Below are 20,114 nucleotides of genomic sequence, written 5' to 3'. Positions count from 1 at the left end.
CAATTAGTTGCATATTTTATAAGTTGGTTAGATCATTGTGTATCCTGAGTTTAGCGCAAAAACCAATTGCTATTACTGTGATTGGAGCTGGAGCATATGGAACAGCGATAGCTGTTGCTTTATCTAAAGGTGGTAATGCAGTTGTGTTATGGGGACATAATTCTAAACATATTGAGATACTTAAAAGTAATCGATCTAATCCAATTAATTTACCTAATATTCCTTTTCCTCCTTTGTTATATTTAGAGAAGTCTTTATCGATAGCCTTAAGTGTTTCTAAGAACATTCTAATTGCTGTTCCTAGTTACGTTTTTAGTTGTGTGTTGTTAAAGATAAAGATAAATTTGACAGATAAAATTCGTGTTATTATTGCTTCTAAGGGTTTGGAGCCTAATACTGGTCGATTATTAAAGGATGTAGTTGATGATGTTTTGGGGAATAATGTTTCTTTTGCTATAATTTCTGGTCCAACTTTTGCTCGAGAACTTGCTATAGGTTTGCCTACTGCAATAACTTTGACATCTAATGATGTTGATTTTAGTTATGATATTCAAAAACTATTATTTTCTGTTAAAAATCTTCGAGTATATAGAAATACTGATGTTGTTGGGGTTCAGGTAGCAGGAGCTGTAAAGAATGTTATTGCAATTGGCGTAGGCATATCTGATGGATTAGGGTTTGGGGCTAATGCTAGAACTGCTTTAATTACTCGAGGTTTAGCTGAAATGTCTAGATTAGGAGTTGCGATGGGTGCTACTGATAGCGTATTTTCAGGATTAGCTGGATTAGGAGATTTGGTATTGACTTGTATTGATAATCAATCGCGTAATCGTCGTTTTGGTGTCTTGTTAGGGGAAGGGATAAATATTGATCAAGCTAGAAAAAAAATAGGTCAGGTAATAGAGGGGGTGTATAGTGCGAAAGCAATACACATGTTATCTATTAAACATAAGGTTATTATGCCTATTACCAATCAAATATATCAGATTTTATATGAAAATAAAAATATTTATGAGTCGGTCTATGAATTGTTGAGACAAACATATGTTGATGAAATAGAAATTTCAAGTTAAATTATATTGATTTATTATTTTTAAGGAGGTGTATGGTTGTAAATAAAATAGATATGGTTTGGAGTAATATGATATTTGAAGCTAAATTATTGTTGAATTCTGAACCTTTATTGATGAATTTTTTATATATGTTTTTATTAAAACATAACAGTTTTAAGGATGCCTTAGTTTATATGTTGTCTACAAAGTTAAGTAATGTAGATATAAAAAAAAATGATTTAATTGGTATGTTGAAAAATATATATGAAGATGATAATGATATTGTTATTTCTGCGGCATGGGATGTATATGTAATTCGTTTGAATGATCCATCTGTATCAAAATATATTACTCCTTTTTTATATTTTAAAGGATTTCATGCATTACAAGCATATCGCATTATTCATTGGTTATGGAATAATAATCGTGAAGAGTTAGCTATGTATTTTTATAATTGTATTTCTGTTATTTTTAATGTTGATATTCATCCTGCTGCTAAGATTGGACGTGGAATTATGTTGGATCATGCAACTGGAGTGGTGATAGGAGAGACAGCAGTAATAGAAAATAATGTTTCTATAATGCAATCGGTTACATTAGGTAGTACTGGTAAAATTCAGGGGAATCGTCATCCAAAAATAAAGCAAGATGTATTAATTGGAGCTGGAGCCATTGTTTTAGGTAATATTGAAATAGGTTGTGGAGCAAAAATAGGTGCTGGTTCAATTGTGTTACATTCAGTCCCTCCTTATTCTACAGTTACTGGGAAATCTGCTCAATTAGTTAGTTAGTGTATAAGCAGTGAAAGTTATAAAATTAGATATGTCCTATAAGGAGAATTATTTTATTAAAGTAAATTATTAAACGTAGAGCATTGATCTTATTTTATAAAAAATAAAAGAATGGGTATGTTGTTATATTTTTTACTTTTTCATTTTTTATGAAAATGGAATAGATTTATTTGTTATTAGAATTGTATGGATAATATTTATATGTAGTTTTTAAGATTAAAATTTGTGTAAAGGTTATTTTTTGAAAATATTCATGTGTATATATAGCATTGTTTTAGTGTGATTAAGGTGGGATTGAGTATAATTAATTGAAAATTGGTATATATGATAAAAAGAATAGGAGTATTGACAAGTGGTGGAGATTCTCCTGGGATGAATGCAGCTATTCGGGGAGTCGTTCGTACGGGGTTGTCTGAAGGTTTAGAAGTTTATGGTATATATGATGGTTATTTGGGATTATTCCAAAATCGTATGATTTTATTAAATCATTGTAGTGTATCAGATATAATTAATAGAGGTGGTACGTTTCTTGGATCTTCTCGTTTTCCGGATTTTAGAAAATATACTATTAGAGAAAAGGTTGTGCGTAACATTAAAAAACGTAATCTTGATGCTCTAGTGATTATAGGTGGGGATGGGTCTTATATTGGTGCAAAAAAGTTAAGTGATATGGGATGTCCTTGTATTGGATTACCTGGGACTATTGATAATGATGTTTCTGGAACAGATTATACTATTGGTTATTTTACAGCTTTAGAAACAATTATTGAGGCAATTGATCGGTTACGGGATACTTCTTCTTCACATCAACGTGTTTCTATTGTGGAGGTTATGGGTCGTTATTGTGGAGATTTAACTATAGCAGCAGCTATAGCAGGAGGTTGTGAATTTGTTGTTGTACCTGAATTAAAATTTGAAGTGCAAGATTTAGTTAATAAAGTCAAATTTGATATTGCTAAGGGTAAAAAACATGCAATAGTTGCTATTACTGAGCATATTTGTAATGTATTTGATTTAGCAAAGTATATTGAGAAAAAAACCGGAAAGGAAACTCGAGCCACTGTTTTAGGATATATTCAACGTGGGGGAAAACCAGTTGCGTATGATCGTATTTTAGGATCTAGAATGGGGGTGTATTCTGTTGAATTGTTATTACAGGGATGTAGTGGGTGTTGTATTGGAATTCAAAATGAAAAATTAGTATATAATGATATTAGTAGTATTATACAACAATGTGTTCATCGACCATTTCGACAAGATTTTTTTAGGACAGCAAAAAGATTATTTTAATCACATAGGAAATAGTTCACAATTTAAATTATGATAGTAGATTAGTAAAGTTTATTTTGAAGATATTGTTCAATAGTTTGTATAATTTGAATAAAAGTGTTCATGTTTAAAGAAGCAGCTCCAATTAATAATCCATTGACGTCTTTTTGTTCAAGAAGTTGAATAGCATTATTTAAATTTACGGAACCGCCGTATTGTATTAATATTTGTTTTGCTATGTGTGTATCATGTAGAGCAATGCGTTGTCGTATAAATTCATGAATTGATTGTACATGTTTTGGGCATACATTTATTCCATTACCGATTGCCCATATAGGCTCGTAAGCAATAATTGTATTTTTAAATGCCTGTATTCCTGTTAAGTTAATTACAGAGTCAATTTGATAAGCGCATGTTAGTTGTGTGGATCCAGAGTCGTAGTCTTGTTGGTTTTCTCCAATACATAAAATAGGTATTAATTTTATTTTTTTTACAGTAGTGATTTTTTTTGCGATATATGTAGTATTTTCTTTGTGATATTTTCTGCGTTCAGAATGTCCAATAAGGACATATTTTACTCCTAAATCTTTTAGCATTGCTGCTGAGATATCTCCAGTGAATGCACCTGATAAATTAATGTCGACATTTTGAGCGCATAATTCAATATATTTGTGCTTAGTTTGATTAGAAAAGTAGGTGCAATTTTTTAATAGGTAATCATTAACTAAACTTAGATATACTATAGGAGGAGCTATAGCTACATCAATATGTTTTTTATATTGAATTATTTTTTCTTTAGTTAAAATAGATAATGATTCTTGTATTTTTTGTCGTGTGCCATTTAGTTTCCAATTACCTATTATTAATGGGGATGTCATACAGTTTTCTCTTTTTTACTTTAAAATAAAAAAATAGACGTATTATTTTTGTATATATATTCTTATTTAAATATAGTAAAAAAATTGTTATAAATCAAGGTGATTTCTAATAATAGAATGATATGGGTTAATTTAAATTAGAGTATATTTGTTTATTATGTTTTATTAAAATGATTAAGTGAAGCAATTATTAAATTTTATTTAAAGATTGAGAATGATGGAAAATATTGATATTTATATTATATTGCTGAATATAAAAGATTGAAATATTATTACCAGTATCGTTCTTGAGTGATGCGTTTTATCTTATTTTTGGGGCAGTTTTTTATTCCATACTTTTTGTATAGTATTGTTTTAGTATCTAGTATCATATGAGGGTTTCCGCAAAGCATTATATGACTTTTATTATTTAAGTATAGTCCTATGCTTTTTTCTAAAGTATTATTCTCTATTAAAATCGGTATTCGACCATATAATGAATGAGAAGTTTGTTCTTGGCTAAGAATGGTTTGTATGATTAGTTTTTTTTTATACAGTTTTTTTAATGTGTGCATTTTATGCAAATAATTTAAATTTTTGGAGTATTTAGTTGCGTGAACTAATATAATTTTTGAAAAATGATTGAGTCTATTGTCAAAACTATCAAGTATAGATAGATATGGGCTTATTCCTGTTCCTGTTGCAATCATCCATAGAAAATAATAATTATTAGAAATAGGAATTGTATTAATTGTAAATTGTCCGTATGACTCCTTAGAGATTAGTATAGTATCTTCAGAAGATAAAGAATATAGTAAAGTAGTTAATTTTCCAGAGATTACTTTACTAATATAAAATTCTAAGTTTGGACTGTTTGGAGAATTAATATAAGAGTATGCGCGTTGTATTATCTTATTATTAATTTTTAATCCTATCTTAGAGAATTGTCCTGCGATAAATTTATCAGTTTTAGCATTTATCACAATACTAAATAGATTATTTGTCCAGTGTGTAATAGAAATAATTTTTCCATCAATCCATGTAGGCATATATTTATGTCTAGATTAAATTTTAGATATAACGCATTGTCATATATAATACTCTTATATGATCGATCGTGTATACAATATACACCAAATTTTATTGTTAAATCAATGTTAGTGTGCTTTTTTGTGATAAAATAATTAGTGTTGTAATCTGCATGCAGATATCATTTAAATTTATATTGTATATTACGTGATTTTTAAAAATTTTGAGATATTAAATTGATTTGTGATATACATTGAAGATATTATTATTGTATCAAGCTAGATGTGTGTGTTTTATAATCGAATAAGGGGTAATATTGAGATTAATTATATGTGTAATTGGTATTGCTAAAGTAGAGAATTGATTAATTTTGACACTTTTATTATGTGGCTACTGTGTTACTAAATTAAAGTTGTTAGGATAATTATAATAGAATAGTAGGTTATTTTTATTATTGTAATTTAGATTTTTAATATAAAAGGTTTAGTAGTAAAGTGAGGAGAAAATGAAAAAAGATATTCATCCGCAGTATAATTCAATACAAGCAACTTGTTCGTGTGGTAATATAATCAATGTGAAGTCTACTTTAAAAAATAATATTCATTTAGATGTGTGTAGCTTGTGTCATCCTTTTTATACTGGAACTCAACGTGTCATAGATACAAGAGGGAGAGTGAATTTGTTTAATAAGCGTTTTAATAAAAATAATGATAATGCTTTCTTGTCTAAGTTTAATAAAAGTAAATGATAAGATATTAAATAAATGTTTATTATGTTTATGTTATTATTATATTAATGTATAATTAAATGTAGATAGTTACGGTGTTGTTTAGATAGTATCTTAAAATATGCTGTGTTTATTACATATAAGTTTGTTGTATATAATGATGATAACTCTGTTATATGAATAAAATAAATCAATCAACGATTAGTGTCAGGAGTGGATTAAACAGTGATGAGCAGCATGGATGTGTAGTTTCTCCTATCACTCTTTCAACTATTTATAATTTTACTGGTTTTAATGAACCTAGAATGTATGATTATTCTAGACGTAGAAATCCTACTCGAGATGTGGCTCAGAAAGCCTTAGCTGATTTAGAACAGGGACAATATGCAATAATCACAAGTAGTGGAATGTCTGCAATTTCTTTAATATGTATGACTTTTTTAAATCCGGGGGATTTTTTAATTGCTCCTTATGATTGTTATGGGGGTACTTATCGTTTATTAGAATCTTTAGATCAAAAAGGAATTTGCAGAGTTCGATTTATCAATCAGTGTGATTTGAAATCTGTGTTAAGGAGTGTTAGTAAGTATAGTCCTAAGTTAATTTTAATTGAAACTCCAAGTAATCCAATGCTTCGTGTCACAGATATTGCTTTTATATGTAATTTAAAAAAAAATGGTGTTATTTGTGTTGTGGATAACACTTTTATGACTCCTATTTTACAAAATCCATTACAATTAGGAGCAGATTTAGTATTACATTCTTGTAGTAAATATTTGAATGGTCATTCAGATGTAATATCAGGAGTCGTGATTACTGATAATATTAAATTTTATGAAAGATTGTTTTGGTGGGTAAATACGTTAGGTATTACTGGAAGTGCTTTTGATAGCTATCAGCTGTTGCGAGGAATTCGAACCTTGGTTCCAAGAATTTATCAACAACAGAAGAACACTAAGAATATTATAGATTTTCTTTTAAACCAAGCCGAAATTAAATCTGTATATTATCCAGGTTTACCAGGTAATACTGGGTATGAAATAGCTTGTGCGCAACAAAGAGGCTTTGGGTCAATATTGAGTTTTGAATTACATGGGTCTGAAAATACATTAATTAAATTTTTAAGATCGTTAAAATTGTTTACGTTAGCAGAATCTTTTGGTGGAGTTGAGAGTTTGATTTCTCATCCTGCTACTATGACTCATGCTGCTATGTCACAAGATTCAAGAAAAAAAGCAGGAATTAGTAATATGTTATTGCGTATATCTGTAGGATTAGAAGATAGCGTAGATCTTATTAATGATTTAAATCAAGCGCTTGGATCAATACGATAAAATTTATCTTACACTAAGTATAAGATAATCCATTCTGTACGATAATAATATAGAAATAAATATTTTTTGGTTTTATATAAATATAAAGTAATAGACTATGTTGTAGTTAGTAGTGGTTATTTAAATTTTGGGGTATATATTTTATATACAAGATAGTGATGATTTATATATTATTTAAATTCATTAATTCATGATTATAAATATGGTGAGATATGTAATTTAAAATGAAAATATGCCTTAGAAACGTATTGGAATGTAATTTAATGCTTATATATAAGTTTATATATTAAATATCTTTGATTACATGTATTTAAATAAATTTGAGCTCTATCATGCATTGTGTATCATATATGCAAATATATATTGTATCATAATGATGAGGTAAATTACATGAGCATGTTTCATGCTACTCAACAAGAAATATTAAATCGTTATTTGGTTGAATTAAAAGAAAATATTAGTGTATCGTTTGAATTTTTTCCTCCTAAGAATGCAGAAATGGAGAAAGTATTATGGCATTCTGTAAATAAATTAAGTAAATTAGGTCCTGATTTTGTTTCAGTAACGTATGGAGCATATTCTGGAAGAAGAGAATATACGAATAGGATTATTAAAGATATAAAAGAGCGTACTGGATTGATAGCAGCACCACATCTTACATGTATTGATACAACACCTGAAATTTTACGGAATATTGCTTGGGAATACTGGAATAATAATATTCGCAATATAGTCGCATTAAGAGGAGATCAGGTAGTACAAAGACATTCGTCATCTATGTATGCTGTAGATTTAGTTTCCTTACTAAGGGAAGTAGGAGATTTTGATATTGCAGTGGCTGCTTATCCAGAAGTTCATCCAGAAGCAAAGACTCCTCAATCAGATTTAATTAATTTAAAAAAAAAAATAGATGCTGGTGCAAGTAAAGTAATTACACAATTTTTTTTTGATGTTGAGCAGTATTTAAGGTTTAGAGATTTATGCGTTTCAGTAGGTATTGAAATAGAAATTATTCCTGGAATATTACCTATTTTCAATTTTAGTCAGTTAAAACGTTTCATTACTTTTACTAAAGTGAAAGTCCCGAACTGGATGTGTATAATCTTTGATGGATTAGATCAGGATTTAGATACTCAAAAGATGTTGGGTGTTTTTATCGCAATAGATATGGTAAAAATTTTAGTGAAGGAAGGAGTAAGAAATTTTCATTTTTATACTTTAAATCGATCAGATTTAACATATGCGGTATGTCATGCATTAGGTGTGAAGAATAAAAGGCATAAGTAATGTTGTATATGTATATAGTTTATATATAATATAATATTATTATTGCAGTATATAAGGTTTTATACAGAAAGGGAAGATTAAATAATTATGATTAGGGGGTGTTTTAACAAGATTTAATTAACTATAATTAATAGTGGTGTATATTTTTATTTAATAGATGTACTATTAAATTAAAGGGATTAATGTATTTATTTGTAAAATCTATGGGATTAGACAGATATCTTATATTTATTTATAGAAAGTGATCGCGTGATAAATGATATGTATTGTTTGATAATGCTAAATTACATTATATAATTGGATGTATTTAGAATTTTTTAATTTTTATGATGAGTAATCAAGATATTATTTACAGGTATTCGACTGTTTTAATTTTAGATTCTGGAGTAGGAGGTTTATTTTTTTATGAAACAGTTCGTAGAATAGTTCCATTTGTTAATTATTTATATTTAATTGATAATAAATGTTTTCCTTATGGAAATTGCTCAGAAAAATTTATTATTCAACGAGTGATTTTAATCATAGAAAGGATATGTAGATTTTTGAAATTTGATTTAGTGGTTATTGCATGTAATACTATTAGTGTAGTTGCATTAAGTATATTACAAATTAATTTTAGATTTCCTATTATAGGGGTAGTTCCTGAAATTCAATTGGCATGTCAATGTACTAAAAATGGGGTAGTAGGAATATTAGGGACGTGTCGTACTGTAAATAATAAATATATTTTTAATTCAATAAAACGTTTTGCATATAAAAAAAATATAGTTTTGTTGGGAACTTCTAGATTAGTGGAATTAGCTGAATCGAAAGTTTATGGTAATTTAGTTTCAAAATTGGAGTTAATTGATATTCTAAATCCTTGGTTGAATTTAAAAAAAATTCCTGACACAATAGTATTAGGATGTACTCATTTTTCTTGGTTGAAGTCGGAATTACAATCAGTACTACCAGTGGATAGTTGTTTAATAGATTCTAGTAATCGACTTATTAATCATATTAAATATTTGTTAAATTCACGATGTCTTAAAAAGAAGAATAAATGTTATTTTGATGTGTTGTTATATCAAAATAAAGCATATTATACTATGCATACCGCAGATATTGTAAAGTTACGGTCTATTTTACTGTTCAATTATAATTTTTTTTCTTTAGAAATGTTACCGATATAAATCGGTATATGCTTGAATAATGAAGTTTTTGTATTTATAGTATAAATTATATAGTGTGTAATGTAATAGTAATGTTGTTATTTAACATTTGACTATTACTAAAAAAGGTATAGCATTATACTGTTATAATTTACTGCGAATTACTGTAATAATTTTAAGGTTATTTATAATGGTATTGTTGCATATTAAATGATGTATATATTTTATTTCTCTTTTGAGAAGAGAGAAAGGGAGAGAGGTAGGTATGGGGGGCTATAGCTCAATTGGCAGAGCGTCTGTTTTGCACGCAGAAGGTTAGCGGTTCAATTCCGCTTAGCTCCATTGTAGTTTTTAAAATTGTTGATTTATAATATTATGTCCTCACCATTGTATTTACAGTAGAGGTAAATACAGTGTCAGCATATTGTAAAAGTAGTTGAGTATTTGCATAAGTTTGTTATGTATGTGGCACGTGTATTATACATTACGATTTAGTTGTGTTGATAGCAAGCATAGTGTATAAATATATAAAAGATATTGAGTGGTGCGATAGTTCAGATGGTTAGAATATCGGCTTGTCACGCCGGGGGTCGCGGGTTCGAATCCCGTTCGCACCGTTTGTTTGTAGGGAAATGTAATTTAGTTTTAAGATTTGTATCAGGGGTGTAGTTCAATTGGTAGAATATCGGTCTCCAAAACCGAGGGTTGGGAGTTCAAGTCTCTTCACCCCTGCTGATTGAGTTTTTATAATTATGTATTCATCAGTAATATATAGTTTTGTTGTTTACAGAATTAAATTATGTGAAGTATTTTAAGATATCAATATATATCAGACTCGGTGAGATTATGTATTTTATGTATAAGAGAGAATAAAAATAAGTAGTATTAATTATTGATATATTAAGTAAATGGTATCTTATGAATTTTATTATTGTAAATACAATTTAGGGGTGGGTGGTTTATTAAAAATATATTTTTGTAGTATAATTAATGTTTATATATATTTTAATGAGTATAAGTAATAATAAAAATTATTATACAGATGTAAGAATAAATAGTGTATGTAATTCAATTTTAAAAATTTTTAGTAGTTTATGATGTAATTATGTATGGTATTTTTTAGAATTAGGTTTTAAATTAATAATAAAGGTTAGATGTTGTTTTTTGTATAATCTCATTATTGTATATAATGAAGTAATGGGGGTATTTTAATGGAAGATTTTGATATATTGTTTTGTTATCAATGAAGAATTACAGTGGATGCATACACTGTTTTAGATAAACGAATATGTGTTATATAATGAGTTGTGCCCATTTATAATCAATTAGTTTATTTAAAATAATGATTTTATAATTTTTATATAAGTGATTATTTTACAGTATATAATTTTTTTTGATGTATGTAAATAATAGTTTATTCACATAAACTATTGCGCAGTATATAATTTCCATTGTTTTTCTCAAGTATAACATACTGTATGATATTGTCGGATTAAAATAAAAATAAAATATTAATGATTATTTATTTTTGTATGATATCAGTTTTAATATAATTGATGATGAGAAGCAATTATTATGAATGGGGCTCAGTGGGTAATTAAAGAGTTACAACAACGAGGGGTAGATGTAATTTTTGGTTATCCGGGGGGGGCTATTATGCCAATGTATGATGCTTTATTTGATTCTGAAATTAAGCATTTATTGTGTCGGCATGAACAGGGCGCAATAATTGCAGCTATTGGATATGCTAGAGCTACAGGTAGAGTTGGAGTATGTTTTGCTACATCTGGGCCTGGGGCAACTAATTTAATTACTGGGTTAGCTGATGCGTTATTGGATTCAATTCCGATAATAGCTATCACTGGTCAAGTTGGATTAAAGTTCATTGGAACCGATGCGTTTCAAGAAATAGATGTTTTAGGTTTATCATTGGCATGCACTAAACATAGTTTTTTGGTGCATTCTTTAGATGTATTGCCTGATATTATTGATGAAGCATTTTCAATTGCGTTATATGGAAGACAAGGTCCAGTGCTTATAGATATACCTAAGGATATTCAATTGTCGTCTAGTAGAGAAGGAGGTATTTTTTCTTTTGCACAAGCTTCTGTAAAAAACGATAAACATAGTGTTTGTAATCATCATATTTATACAAACAAAGATAATATTGCTTTAGCGCGTGTGTTGATGTCTCAATCAAAGTGTCCTGTCATATATGTAGGCGGTGGAGTAGGAATGGCTGGAGCGGTTTTATCATTAAGGAAATTTATTGCTAATACTGGCATACCTACTGTAGTAACATTAAAAGGATTGGGCGCTCCGGATTATACTGAGGATTATTATTTAGGTATGTTAGGAATGCATGGTAATCAAGCAGCTAATTTAGCAGTACAACAATGTGATTTACTAATTGTAATCGGAGCAAGGTTTGATGATAGAGTTACTGGAGAATTGAATACTTTTGCTCCAAAAGCAAAAATAATTCATTTAGATATTGATTTAGCAGAGTTTAATAAGTTGCGTACAGCACATGTTTGTATATCGGGCAGTTTAAATGATTTGTTATTAGAGTTAACTCAAACGTTATCTATTGCATTGTGGCAAGAACAGGTAAAATTATTGAAATCGAAATATAAGTGGTCTTATGATTCTGGGAATGATAAGATTTCTGCTCCAGTTTTATTAAAAACAATTAGTGATAATGCTCCTGTTGATACTATTATCACTACTGATGTTGGTCAACATCAAATGTGGGCTGCACAGCATATGCAATTTAATCGACCAGAAAATTTTATTACTTCTGGAGGTCTAGGGACTATGGGGTTTGGTACTCCTGCAGCAATTGGAGCGCAAATAGGTCGTCCTAATGATATGGTAATATGTGTTTCAGGTGATGGGTCATTTATGATGAATGTACAGGAACTAGCTACTATTAAACGAAGGAAATTACCCATAAAAATTATTTTATTGGATAATAAACGATTAGGAATGGTGCGTCAATGGCAAGAATTATTTTTTGATAAACGTTACAGTGAAACTATTTTAGATGATAACCCAGATTTTCTTATTTTAGCTAAAGCATTTAATATTAGCGGTGTGTATATTTCTCAGAGATCTCAAATATTAGATGCGATTGATATGCTATTTTCAAATACAGGGCCTTTCTTATTGCATGCTTTAATTGATGAGAGTGCCAATGTTTGGCCATTAGTACCTCCTGGTGCTTCAAATGATTCTATGTTAATTAGGAATGAATGATTAAGATATGTATAGTATAAATTGGCAGTTTAAAAATTATAATGATTGTTTATTATTCTTTGTTTATACAAGCTAGGTTTTGTTCAGAAGTAGTGGAACGTATTCTTAGAGTTACTCGACATCGAGGGTTTGAGTTGTGTGCATTAAATACGATTGTGTATAATATCGATAATAATAAACAGATAACTTTATTTTTAACGGTTTCCAGTGAAAAGGCAATATATTTGTTATGTACTCAATTAAATAAATTAGTAGATATCCAATATATTGAGGTTAGATGAATAATAGTGATATTAGTGAGTAGTTTATCAGTTTAATTTCAATGATGATGTTTATTTTGAAGATCTATATATATGATTAAAAAATCTAATTTTATTTGGTTTAATGGTAAAATGGTGCCATGGGATAAGGCGAATATACATGTGTTGTCTCATGCATTACATTATGGATCTTCAGTATTTGAAGGAATGCGTTGTTACCAATCGTATAAAGGGGCAGTTATTTTTCGTCTGAAAGATCATATTCAAAGATTGATTAATTCCGCAAAAATTTATCGTATGCCTATTTCTTGGAGTAGGCAAGAATTAATAGAAGCTTGTAAAATAGTTATTCGAAAAAATAATTTAATTGATGCGTATATTCGTCCTTTACTTTTTATAGGAGATGTGGGAATAGAAATTAATCCTATTATTCAATATGATACTGATCTTGTTATAATTGCTTTTTATTGGGAATCTTATTTAGGGAAAGATTCTTTAAATTTAGGGATAGATGCCATGGTATCTTCTTGGAATAGAGTTTCGGCAAATACTATACCATATATGGCTAAAGCTGGGGGTAATTATTTATCATCTATGTTGATTAGTAATGAAGCTCATAGGCATGGTTATCATGAAGGTATTGGTTTAAATATATTTGGTTATATTTCAGAGGGGTCTGGTGAAAATTTGTTTGTAATTAAAGACGGTATTATATTAACTCCTTCATGTAGTTCTTCTGTGTTACTCGGGATTACAAGAGATTCGATTATTAAATTAGCAGCAAGTATTAACTTAGAAGTACGAGAGTGTATGTTGCCTCGAGAGTATTTGTATATAGCAGATGAAGTTTTTATGGTTGGTACTGCTGCTGAAATTACACCAGTACGTAGTATTGATGGGATTAAAATTGGATCAGGAGGAGTTAAGGGGCCTATTACCATGAAGTTACAAGAATTATTTTTTGGTTTATTCACTGGAGAAGTGAAGGATGAATGGGATTGGTTAGAGGAAGTATAGTAATAGTTCTTTAATTATTATAAATAAATGTGTATTGTAGTTTTGAAAGCTTTATTTCAAGTATTAGTTCAATATTGTAAATGAGAGAAAAATATGCCTAAATATCGTTCATCTATTACTACCCAGGGTCAGAATATGGCTGGTGCTAGAGCTTTGTGGCGCGCTACGGGTATGGTTTCTGAGGATTTTAATAAAATTATTGTTGCTGTAGTAAATTCATTTACTCAATTTGTTCCAGGGCACATTCATTTAAGAGATGTAGGGAAAATAGTTGCTAAGGAAATTAATATGAATGGTGGAGTTGCAAAAGAATTTAATACTATTGCTATTGATGATGGAATTGCTATGGGACATAGTGGAATGTTATATTCTTTACCATCTAGAGATTTAATTGCTGATTCTGTGGAATATGTAATTAATGCTCATTGTGTTGATGCCATGGTATGTATTTCTAATTGTGATAAAATTACTCCTGGAATGTTAATGGCAGCATTGAGGTTAAATATTCCAACTATTTTTGTATCTGGAGGACCAATGGAATCAGGATCAATTAGGTTATCTGAGAGTAATGGTCATAATACTATTAATAAATTGAGTTTAGTTGATGTTATAGTTTCTTCAGCTGATCCGAAAGTTACTACAGAGGATAAAGAACGTATTGAATTAGCGGCATGTCCTACATGTGGTTCTTGTTCAGGAATGTTTACTGCAAATTCTATGAATTGTTTAACAGAAGCATTAGGATTAGCTCAACCAGGTAATGGGTCATTATTAGCAACACATTGTGATCGTAGAACAATGTTTATAGATGCTGGTAGGAATATTATGAAATTAGCTAACTTATACTATGAAGAGGATAATTATTCTGTTTTACCCCGTAATATAGCAAATAGGTTGGCGTTTGAGAATGCAATGATGTTGGATATTGCTATGGGAGGATCTACTAATACTGTGTTGCATTTATTAGCCGCTGCTCAAGAAGGAGAAATAGAGTTTACTATGAAAGATATAGATCAATTATCTAAAAAAGTACCTTATTTATGTAAAATAGCTCCAAATTCTAAACAGTATTATGTAGAAGACTTTCATAAAGCTGGAGGAGTGATGGGTATTCTTGGAGAATTGAATAGTTGTGGTTTATTGAATACAAATGTCAATAATATACTTAATAAATCTTTATTAGAAACATTACTACAATATGATATATTGTCATGTAATGATTTTAAAATAAAAAAAATGTATGCTGCAGCTCCTGCCGGGATACGTACGACTAAGGCATTTAGTCAAAATAAAAGATGGAGTGCGTTAGATATAGATCGTTGCTCTGGATGTATTAGAAGTCGAGCTTATGCTTATAGTCAAGATGGTGGCTTAGCTGTATTGTATGGTAATATCGCCAAAGGAGGGTGTCTTGTCAAAACGGCGGGGGTTAGTATAAGTTTAAGAAAGTTTCGAGGTCCTGCTAAAGTGTATGAAAGTCAAGAAGAATCTGTACAAGCTATTTTAACGGGTAAAATATGCCCAGGTGATGTAATAGTGATTCGATATGAAGGTCCAAAAGGAGGTCCTGGGATGCAAGAAATGTTATATCCTACTTCTTTTTTGAAGTCTATGAATTTAGATATGTGTTGTGCATTAATTACAGATGGAAGGTTTTCAGGAGGAACTTCAGGTTTGTCAATTGGACATATCTCTCCGGAAGCAGCATCCGGAGGTTTAATTGGGTTGGTATATGATGGAGATATAATTAATATTGATATTGATGAACGTAATATTACATTGGAGGTATCGAAGTATGTTTTAGACCGGAGAAATGAGTTGGAAATTAATCGTGGAATTAAATCGTGGACTCCAATAAACAGAGATCGGGTTGTGTCTATGTCTTTAAAAGCATATGCTAAATTAGTTACTAGTGCTGATAAAGGTGCTGTTCGTGATAAATCCCAATTATTATAAGGTATTTACAATAATATAATAATAATAAAAGATCAATGATGGACGATAAATATCAATGTTTTCTTCTAGAGAAAGAAGCTCTTTGTTGTATCTTAAAACTGCTTTAAGATCTCATGTATACGAAGTAGTGCAGGTTACTCCGTTGCAGATAATGAATAAATTATCTCAAAGATTTAAAAATGTGATTTTAGTTAAACGTGAGGATAGGCAACCGGTGCATAGTTTTAAATTGAGGGGGGCTTATGCGATGATTTCAAGTTTAACACAAGCACAGAAGTCTGCTGGAGTAATTACAGCATCAGCAGGAAATCATGCACAAGGTGTAGCTTTTTCTGCTAAATATTTAGGCATTGATTCTATAATTGTAATGCCAATTAATACTGCTGATATTAAAATTGATGCGGTGCGTCATTTGGGGGGGGAACCTTTGTTGTTCGGTTCAAATTTTGATGAAGCTCATATAGAAGCTTTACGTTTATCTAAAAAGAATCATTTAATTTTTGTGCCTCCTTTTGATCATTCACTTGTTATCGCTGGACAAGGTACTTTGGCAATGGAGCTATTGCAACAGGATGCTCATTTAGATCGTATCTTTGTGCCTGTAGGAGGGGGTGGGTTAGCTGCTGGAGTTGCTGTTTTGATTAAATATCTTATGCCTCAAATTAAAGTAGTAGGTGTTGAGTCGGAGGAGTCTGCTTCTTTAAGTGCCGCTTTGTTAGCTGGAGTTCCTGTCTCTTTAAATACAGTAGGATCTTTTGCAGAAGGCGTGGCAGTACGATGTGTTGGAAATGAGACATTTCGTTTGTGTAAAAATTATCTTGATGATGTTATTACTGTGGATAATGATGAAATTTGTGCAGCTATAAAGGATTTATTTGAGGATGTTCGAGCTATTGCTGAACCTGCAGGAGCATTAGCATTAGCTGGAATGAAAAAATATATTCAACAACATGAAATACATGGAGAAAGATTAGCTCATATTTTATCAGGTGCTAATATTAATTTTCATGAATTAAGATATATTTCAGAGCGTTGTGAGTTAGGAGAAGAAAGAGAAGCGTTAATGGTAGTTACTATTCCAGAAAAGAAAGGTAGTTTTTTAGAATTTTTTAAAATTTTGGAAAATAGATCAGTGACAGAATTTAATTATCGTTATAGCGGAACTAATGAGGTTTGTATTTTTATAGGAGTTCGTTTAAAACATGGACGTTATGAAAGAAATTGTATAGTAAGAAATATACTTAGTCATGGGTTTTCTGTGATAGATGTATCTGATAATGAAATGGCTAAATTACATGCAAGATATATGATAGGGGTTCGTGCATTACATTCTGTACATGAACGAATTTTTAGTTTTGAATTTCCAGAGTCTCCTGGAGCTTTATTAAAATTTTTAAATACTTTAGGCACTCATTGGAATATTTCTTTGTTTCATTATCGTAATCATGGTACTGATTATGGTCATGTTTTAGCGGGTTTTGAATTATCTAATCAAGAATCTAAATTTGATCAGTATGTATCGCAATTGGGATATGTTTGCCGTGATGTTACAACTAATCCAGTATTTCAGTTTATAAGAATTAACTAGAGTAGAGTTAATGATAAATTTGATGAATTCTTAATAGAGGTTTATATTGTTATGAGTAATTATTTTAATAAATTAAGTTTTATACAGAAATTAAAGCATTTAGGAAAATGTCGGTTGATAAGTACAAATGAATTTTCCAAGGGTATTCAATTATTGAAATTTAAAAAAATAGTGATAATTGGTTGTGGGTCTCAAGGATTAAATCAAGGTTTAAATATGCGTGATTCTGGATTGCAGGTTGCGTATGCCTTACGTTATGAGTCTATTATTAATAAAACAGAATCTTATATTAATGCGGTGCGGCATGGTTTTGTTGTAGGTACTTATACTGAGCTTGTTCCTGAAGCAGATTTAGTTATCAATCTAACACCGGATAAAAATCATGATTTTGTTATTAATCAAATAGAACCTTTGATGAAATATAAATCGGTGTTAGGTTATTCACATGGATTTCATATTGTAGAAATAGGTAAAAAAATTCGCAGAGATATTACAGTGATTATGGTAGCTCCAAAATGCCCAGGAACAGAAGTTCGACGGGAATATGAAAGAGGTTTTGGGGTTCCTAGTTTAATTGCTGTACATGAAGAGAATAATTTAAGTGGTTCAGGTATAGAATTAGCAAAAGCTTGGGCCTTTGCTTTAGGTAGTCATAAGGCTGGAGTATTAGAATCGTCATTTGTAGCGGAAGTAAAATCGGATCTTATGGGAGAGCAAACTATTTTATGTGGCATGCTTCAAGTTGGATCAATTTTGTGTTTTAATAGAATGGTTGAGAGTGGTGTAGATGTAGCGTATGCAGGAAAATTAGTTCAGAATGGATGGGAAGTAATAACTGAAGCTCTAAAACAAGGAGGTATAACTTTAATGATGGATAGATTATCAAATTTTTCGAAATTACGTGCTTTTGAATTATCTAAGCAATTAAAAAAAATTTTGAGGCCAGTTTTTGAAAAACATATGGAAAATATTTTGACTGGATTTTTTTCTAAAGAAATGATAGCAGACTGGGCAAATAAAGATTGTAATTTATTAAGTTGGCGTGAAAATACTAAAAAATTATTGTTTGAGCAAGCACCTGTATATGACAAAAAAATTCCGGAGCAGATATATTTTGATCATGGAGTTTTGATGGTTGCTATGTTAAAAGCAGGTATAGAGTTATCTTTTGATATTATGATAGAATCTGGAATTAAACCAGAATCTGCGTATTATGAGTCGTTACATGAATTGCCTTTGATAGCTAATACTATTGCTAGAAAGAGATTATATGAAATGAATATGGTAATTTCTGATACTGCAGAATATGGTTGTTATGTATTTAGCAATACTGTGATTCCTATTTTGCAGAAAGAGTTCATGCCCAATTTAAAAAAAGGAGATTTAGATAATATTATGGTTAATGATGTTGATAATAATCATTGGGTTATGTCTATAGATAATGTTGTGTTACGTGATGTGAATGAAACGATACGTAGTCATCCTGTTGAAAAAATTGGAGTATATTTAAGGAGTTATATGAAAAAAATGGTAAGTTTGTCTTTTTAGTCCAGGAATGAAGGTTGATTAATTGTATAATAGGTGATGAATGTATCATCAATTTTAACGATAATTAAATCTGTGTAGATTATGATACCAAACAAAATTGGTAAGGTATATAGTGTGTATAGTTTGTATTTGTATAACTGGAAGTTTAGAATTGTGAATATTTATATTATGTAGTAATAGTGTTATATGTAATAAAGTTGATAAATAAAATAATAGGATAAAATTAAATGAGTCAAAATATATTGTGTTTAACGGATGATAATTTTTCAGAATATTTTTCAGATTCTGTTAATGTTAAAAATAATTTCTTATTTTTAATTGATTTTTGGGCAGAATGGTGTAATCCTTGTAAGATGCTTGCTCCTATTCTTGAGGAAATAGCTGTTGAATTTAGAGGGAAGATAAAGGTAGCAAAATTAAATATAGATAGTAATCCTATCGTTACTAAAAAATATAATATTAGAAGTATTCCTACTTTATTGCTTATTAAAAATGACACAATTGTAGCTACTAAGGTAGGTTTAATGTCTAAACAACAATTATGTGATTTTATAAATACGTACGTTAATTAATTTGATTTATATTTCTAATTTTTAGATAAAATTATTACAAGTATGATAGATGTGTATTGAAGATTAAGATAAAATGTTTTATAGTGTACTGTACAGTATTAAATTGTATATACATGTCATGTATGGTAGGTGATAAAAGTAAAATATAGCTTGATTGTGTATAATAATGATTGAGTATATAGGTATTTGAGTGTGGTTGGTAGCGATCTTAGTGTTTGTAAAAATTTAATTTGTTCACTAGGTGTGTTGATGAGTTCACATTTAATGCGGTTTTTGACGCGTATTTCATAATAAAATAAAAATGAATTTAGTAAAATATGTAATAAGTAATGTTAAAATTAATAGTATTACTTGTGTAAATTGTATGATATTCATATCTAAAATCAATAGTAACATTATCTTAAATTAAGAATCCACG

At 29.6% G+C, this 20,114-nt stretch carries 16 protein-coding genes and 3 tRNA genes; 17 read left to right on the top strand and 2 right to left on the bottom strand.

Features of this window, described 5'->3' with window-relative positions; translation table 11 throughout:
* Positions 1-35 precede the first annotated feature (35 nt).
* The 3 genes from gpsA (at position 36) to pfkA (ending at position 3,133) form a co-directional block, all read left to right on the top strand.
* On the top strand, positions 36-1,073 hold the full coding sequence (gene gpsA, locus BVAF_RS03010) for an NAD(P)H-dependent glycerol-3-phosphate dehydrogenase (protein ID WP_013516903.1): 1,038 nt from the start codon (positions 36-38) through the stop codon (positions 1,071-1,073).
* A 32-nt stretch (positions 1,074-1,105) separates the two neighbouring features.
* Positions 1,106-1,843 carry a serine O-acetyltransferase gene (cysE, locus tag BVAF_RS03005; protein ID WP_013516902.1) on the top strand — a complete coding sequence of 246 codons (738 nt, stop codon included), beginning with the start codon at positions 1,106-1,108 and terminating at the stop codon, positions 1,841-1,843.
* Between the two features lie 324 nt (positions 1,844-2,167).
* Positions 2,168-3,133, top strand: a complete 966-nt coding sequence (gene pfkA, locus BVAF_RS03000) for a 6-phosphofructokinase (RefSeq protein ID WP_013516901.1) — start codon at positions 2,168-2,170, stop codon at positions 3,131-3,133.
* Positions 3,134-3,174: 41 nt separating this feature from the next.
* On the opposite strand, the gene tpiA is transcribed toward pfkA, so the two are convergent.
* Together tpiA and BVAF_RS02990 are read right to left on the bottom strand one after the other, a co-directional pair.
* On the bottom strand, positions 3,175-3,990 hold the full coding sequence (tpiA, locus tag BVAF_RS02995) for a triose-phosphate isomerase (RefSeq protein WP_013516900.1): 816 nt from the start codon (positions 3,988-3,990) through the stop codon (positions 3,175-3,177).
* 272 nt (positions 3,991-4,262) lie between these two features.
* On the bottom strand, positions 4,263-5,018 hold the full coding sequence (locus BVAF_RS02990; protein WP_013516899.1) for a ferredoxin--NADP(+) reductase: 756 nt from the start codon (positions 5,016-5,018) through the stop codon (positions 4,263-4,265).
* A gap of 485 nt (positions 5,019-5,503) precedes the next feature.
* On the opposite strand from BVAF_RS02990, the gene rpmE reads away from it, so the two are divergent.
* The 14 genes from rpmE (at position 5,504) to trxA (ending at position 19,696) form a co-directional block, all read left to right on the top strand.
* Positions 5,504-5,746, top strand: a complete 243-nt coding sequence (rpmE, locus tag BVAF_RS02985; RefSeq protein ID WP_013516898.1) for a 50S ribosomal protein L31 — start codon at positions 5,504-5,506, stop codon at positions 5,744-5,746.
* A 155-nt stretch (positions 5,747-5,901) separates the two neighbouring features.
* Positions 5,902-7,059: a cystathionine gamma-synthase gene (gene metB, locus BVAF_RS02980; RefSeq protein ID WP_013516897.1), complete on the top strand. Its 1,158-nt coding sequence runs from the start codon at positions 5,902-5,904 to the stop codon at positions 7,057-7,059.
* 390 nt (positions 7,060-7,449) lie between these two features.
* A complete protein-coding gene (metF, locus tag BVAF_RS02975) occupies positions 7,450-8,346 on the top strand; it encodes a methylenetetrahydrofolate reductase (protein WP_013516896.1) in 897 nt (298 codons plus the stop codon).
* 326 nt (positions 8,347-8,672) lie between these two features.
* Entirely contained in the window at positions 8,673-9,518 is an 846-nt protein-coding gene (murI, locus tag BVAF_RS02970; protein ID WP_013516895.1) for a glutamate racemase, read from the top strand.
* Between the two features lie 248 nt (positions 9,519-9,766).
* Positions 9,767-9,839: transfer RNA gene (locus BVAF_RS02965), tRNA-Ala, on the top strand.
* A gap of 201 nt (positions 9,840-10,040) precedes the next feature.
* Positions 10,041-10,114, top strand: a tRNA-Asp gene (locus BVAF_RS02960).
* Positions 10,115-10,156: 42 nt separating this feature from the next.
* Positions 10,157-10,229: transfer RNA gene (locus BVAF_RS02955), tRNA-Trp, on the top strand.
* 843 nt (positions 10,230-11,072) lie between these two features.
* A complete protein-coding gene (gene ilvG / locus BVAF_RS02950) occupies positions 11,073-12,755 on the top strand; it encodes an acetolactate synthase 2 catalytic subunit (protein WP_013516894.1) in 1,683 nt (560 codons plus the stop codon).
* 41 nt (positions 12,756-12,796) lie between these two features.
* Entirely contained in the window at positions 12,797-13,036 is a 240-nt protein-coding gene (gene ilvM, locus BVAF_RS02945) for an acetolactate synthase 2 small subunit (RefSeq protein ID WP_013516893.1), read from the top strand.
* Positions 13,037-13,108: 72 nt separating this feature from the next.
* Entirely contained in the window at positions 13,109-14,032 is a 924-nt protein-coding gene (locus BVAF_RS02940) for a branched-chain amino acid transaminase (RefSeq protein WP_013516892.1), read from the top strand.
* A gap of 93 nt (positions 14,033-14,125) precedes the next feature.
* Entirely contained in the window at positions 14,126-15,988 is a 1,863-nt protein-coding gene (ilvD, locus tag BVAF_RS02935) for a dihydroxy-acid dehydratase (RefSeq protein ID WP_013516891.1), read from the top strand.
* A 55-nt stretch (positions 15,989-16,043) separates the two neighbouring features.
* Entirely contained in the window at positions 16,044-17,576 is a 1,533-nt protein-coding gene (gene ilvA, locus BVAF_RS02930) for a threonine ammonia-lyase, biosynthetic (protein ID WP_013516890.1), read from the top strand.
* Positions 17,577-17,627: 51 nt separating this feature from the next.
* Complete coding sequence (gene ilvC / locus BVAF_RS02925; protein ID WP_013516889.1) at positions 17,628-19,124, top strand: ketol-acid reductoisomerase; 1,497 nt, start codon at positions 17,628-17,630, stop codon at positions 19,122-19,124.
* Between the two features lie 227 nt (positions 19,125-19,351).
* On the top strand, positions 19,352-19,696 hold the full coding sequence (trxA, locus tag BVAF_RS02920; RefSeq protein WP_013516888.1) for a thioredoxin: 345 nt from the start codon (positions 19,352-19,354) through the stop codon (positions 19,694-19,696).
* Positions 19,697-20,114: the final 418 nt, after the last annotated feature.

It is taken from the genome of Candidatus Blochmanniella vafra str. BVAF, from assembly GCF_000185985.2.
Taxonomy (GTDB): Bacteria; Pseudomonadota; Gammaproteobacteria; order Enterobacterales; family Enterobacteriaceae; genus Blochmanniella; species Blochmanniella vafra.
This window is presented reverse-complemented; position numbering and strand designations above follow the sequence as displayed.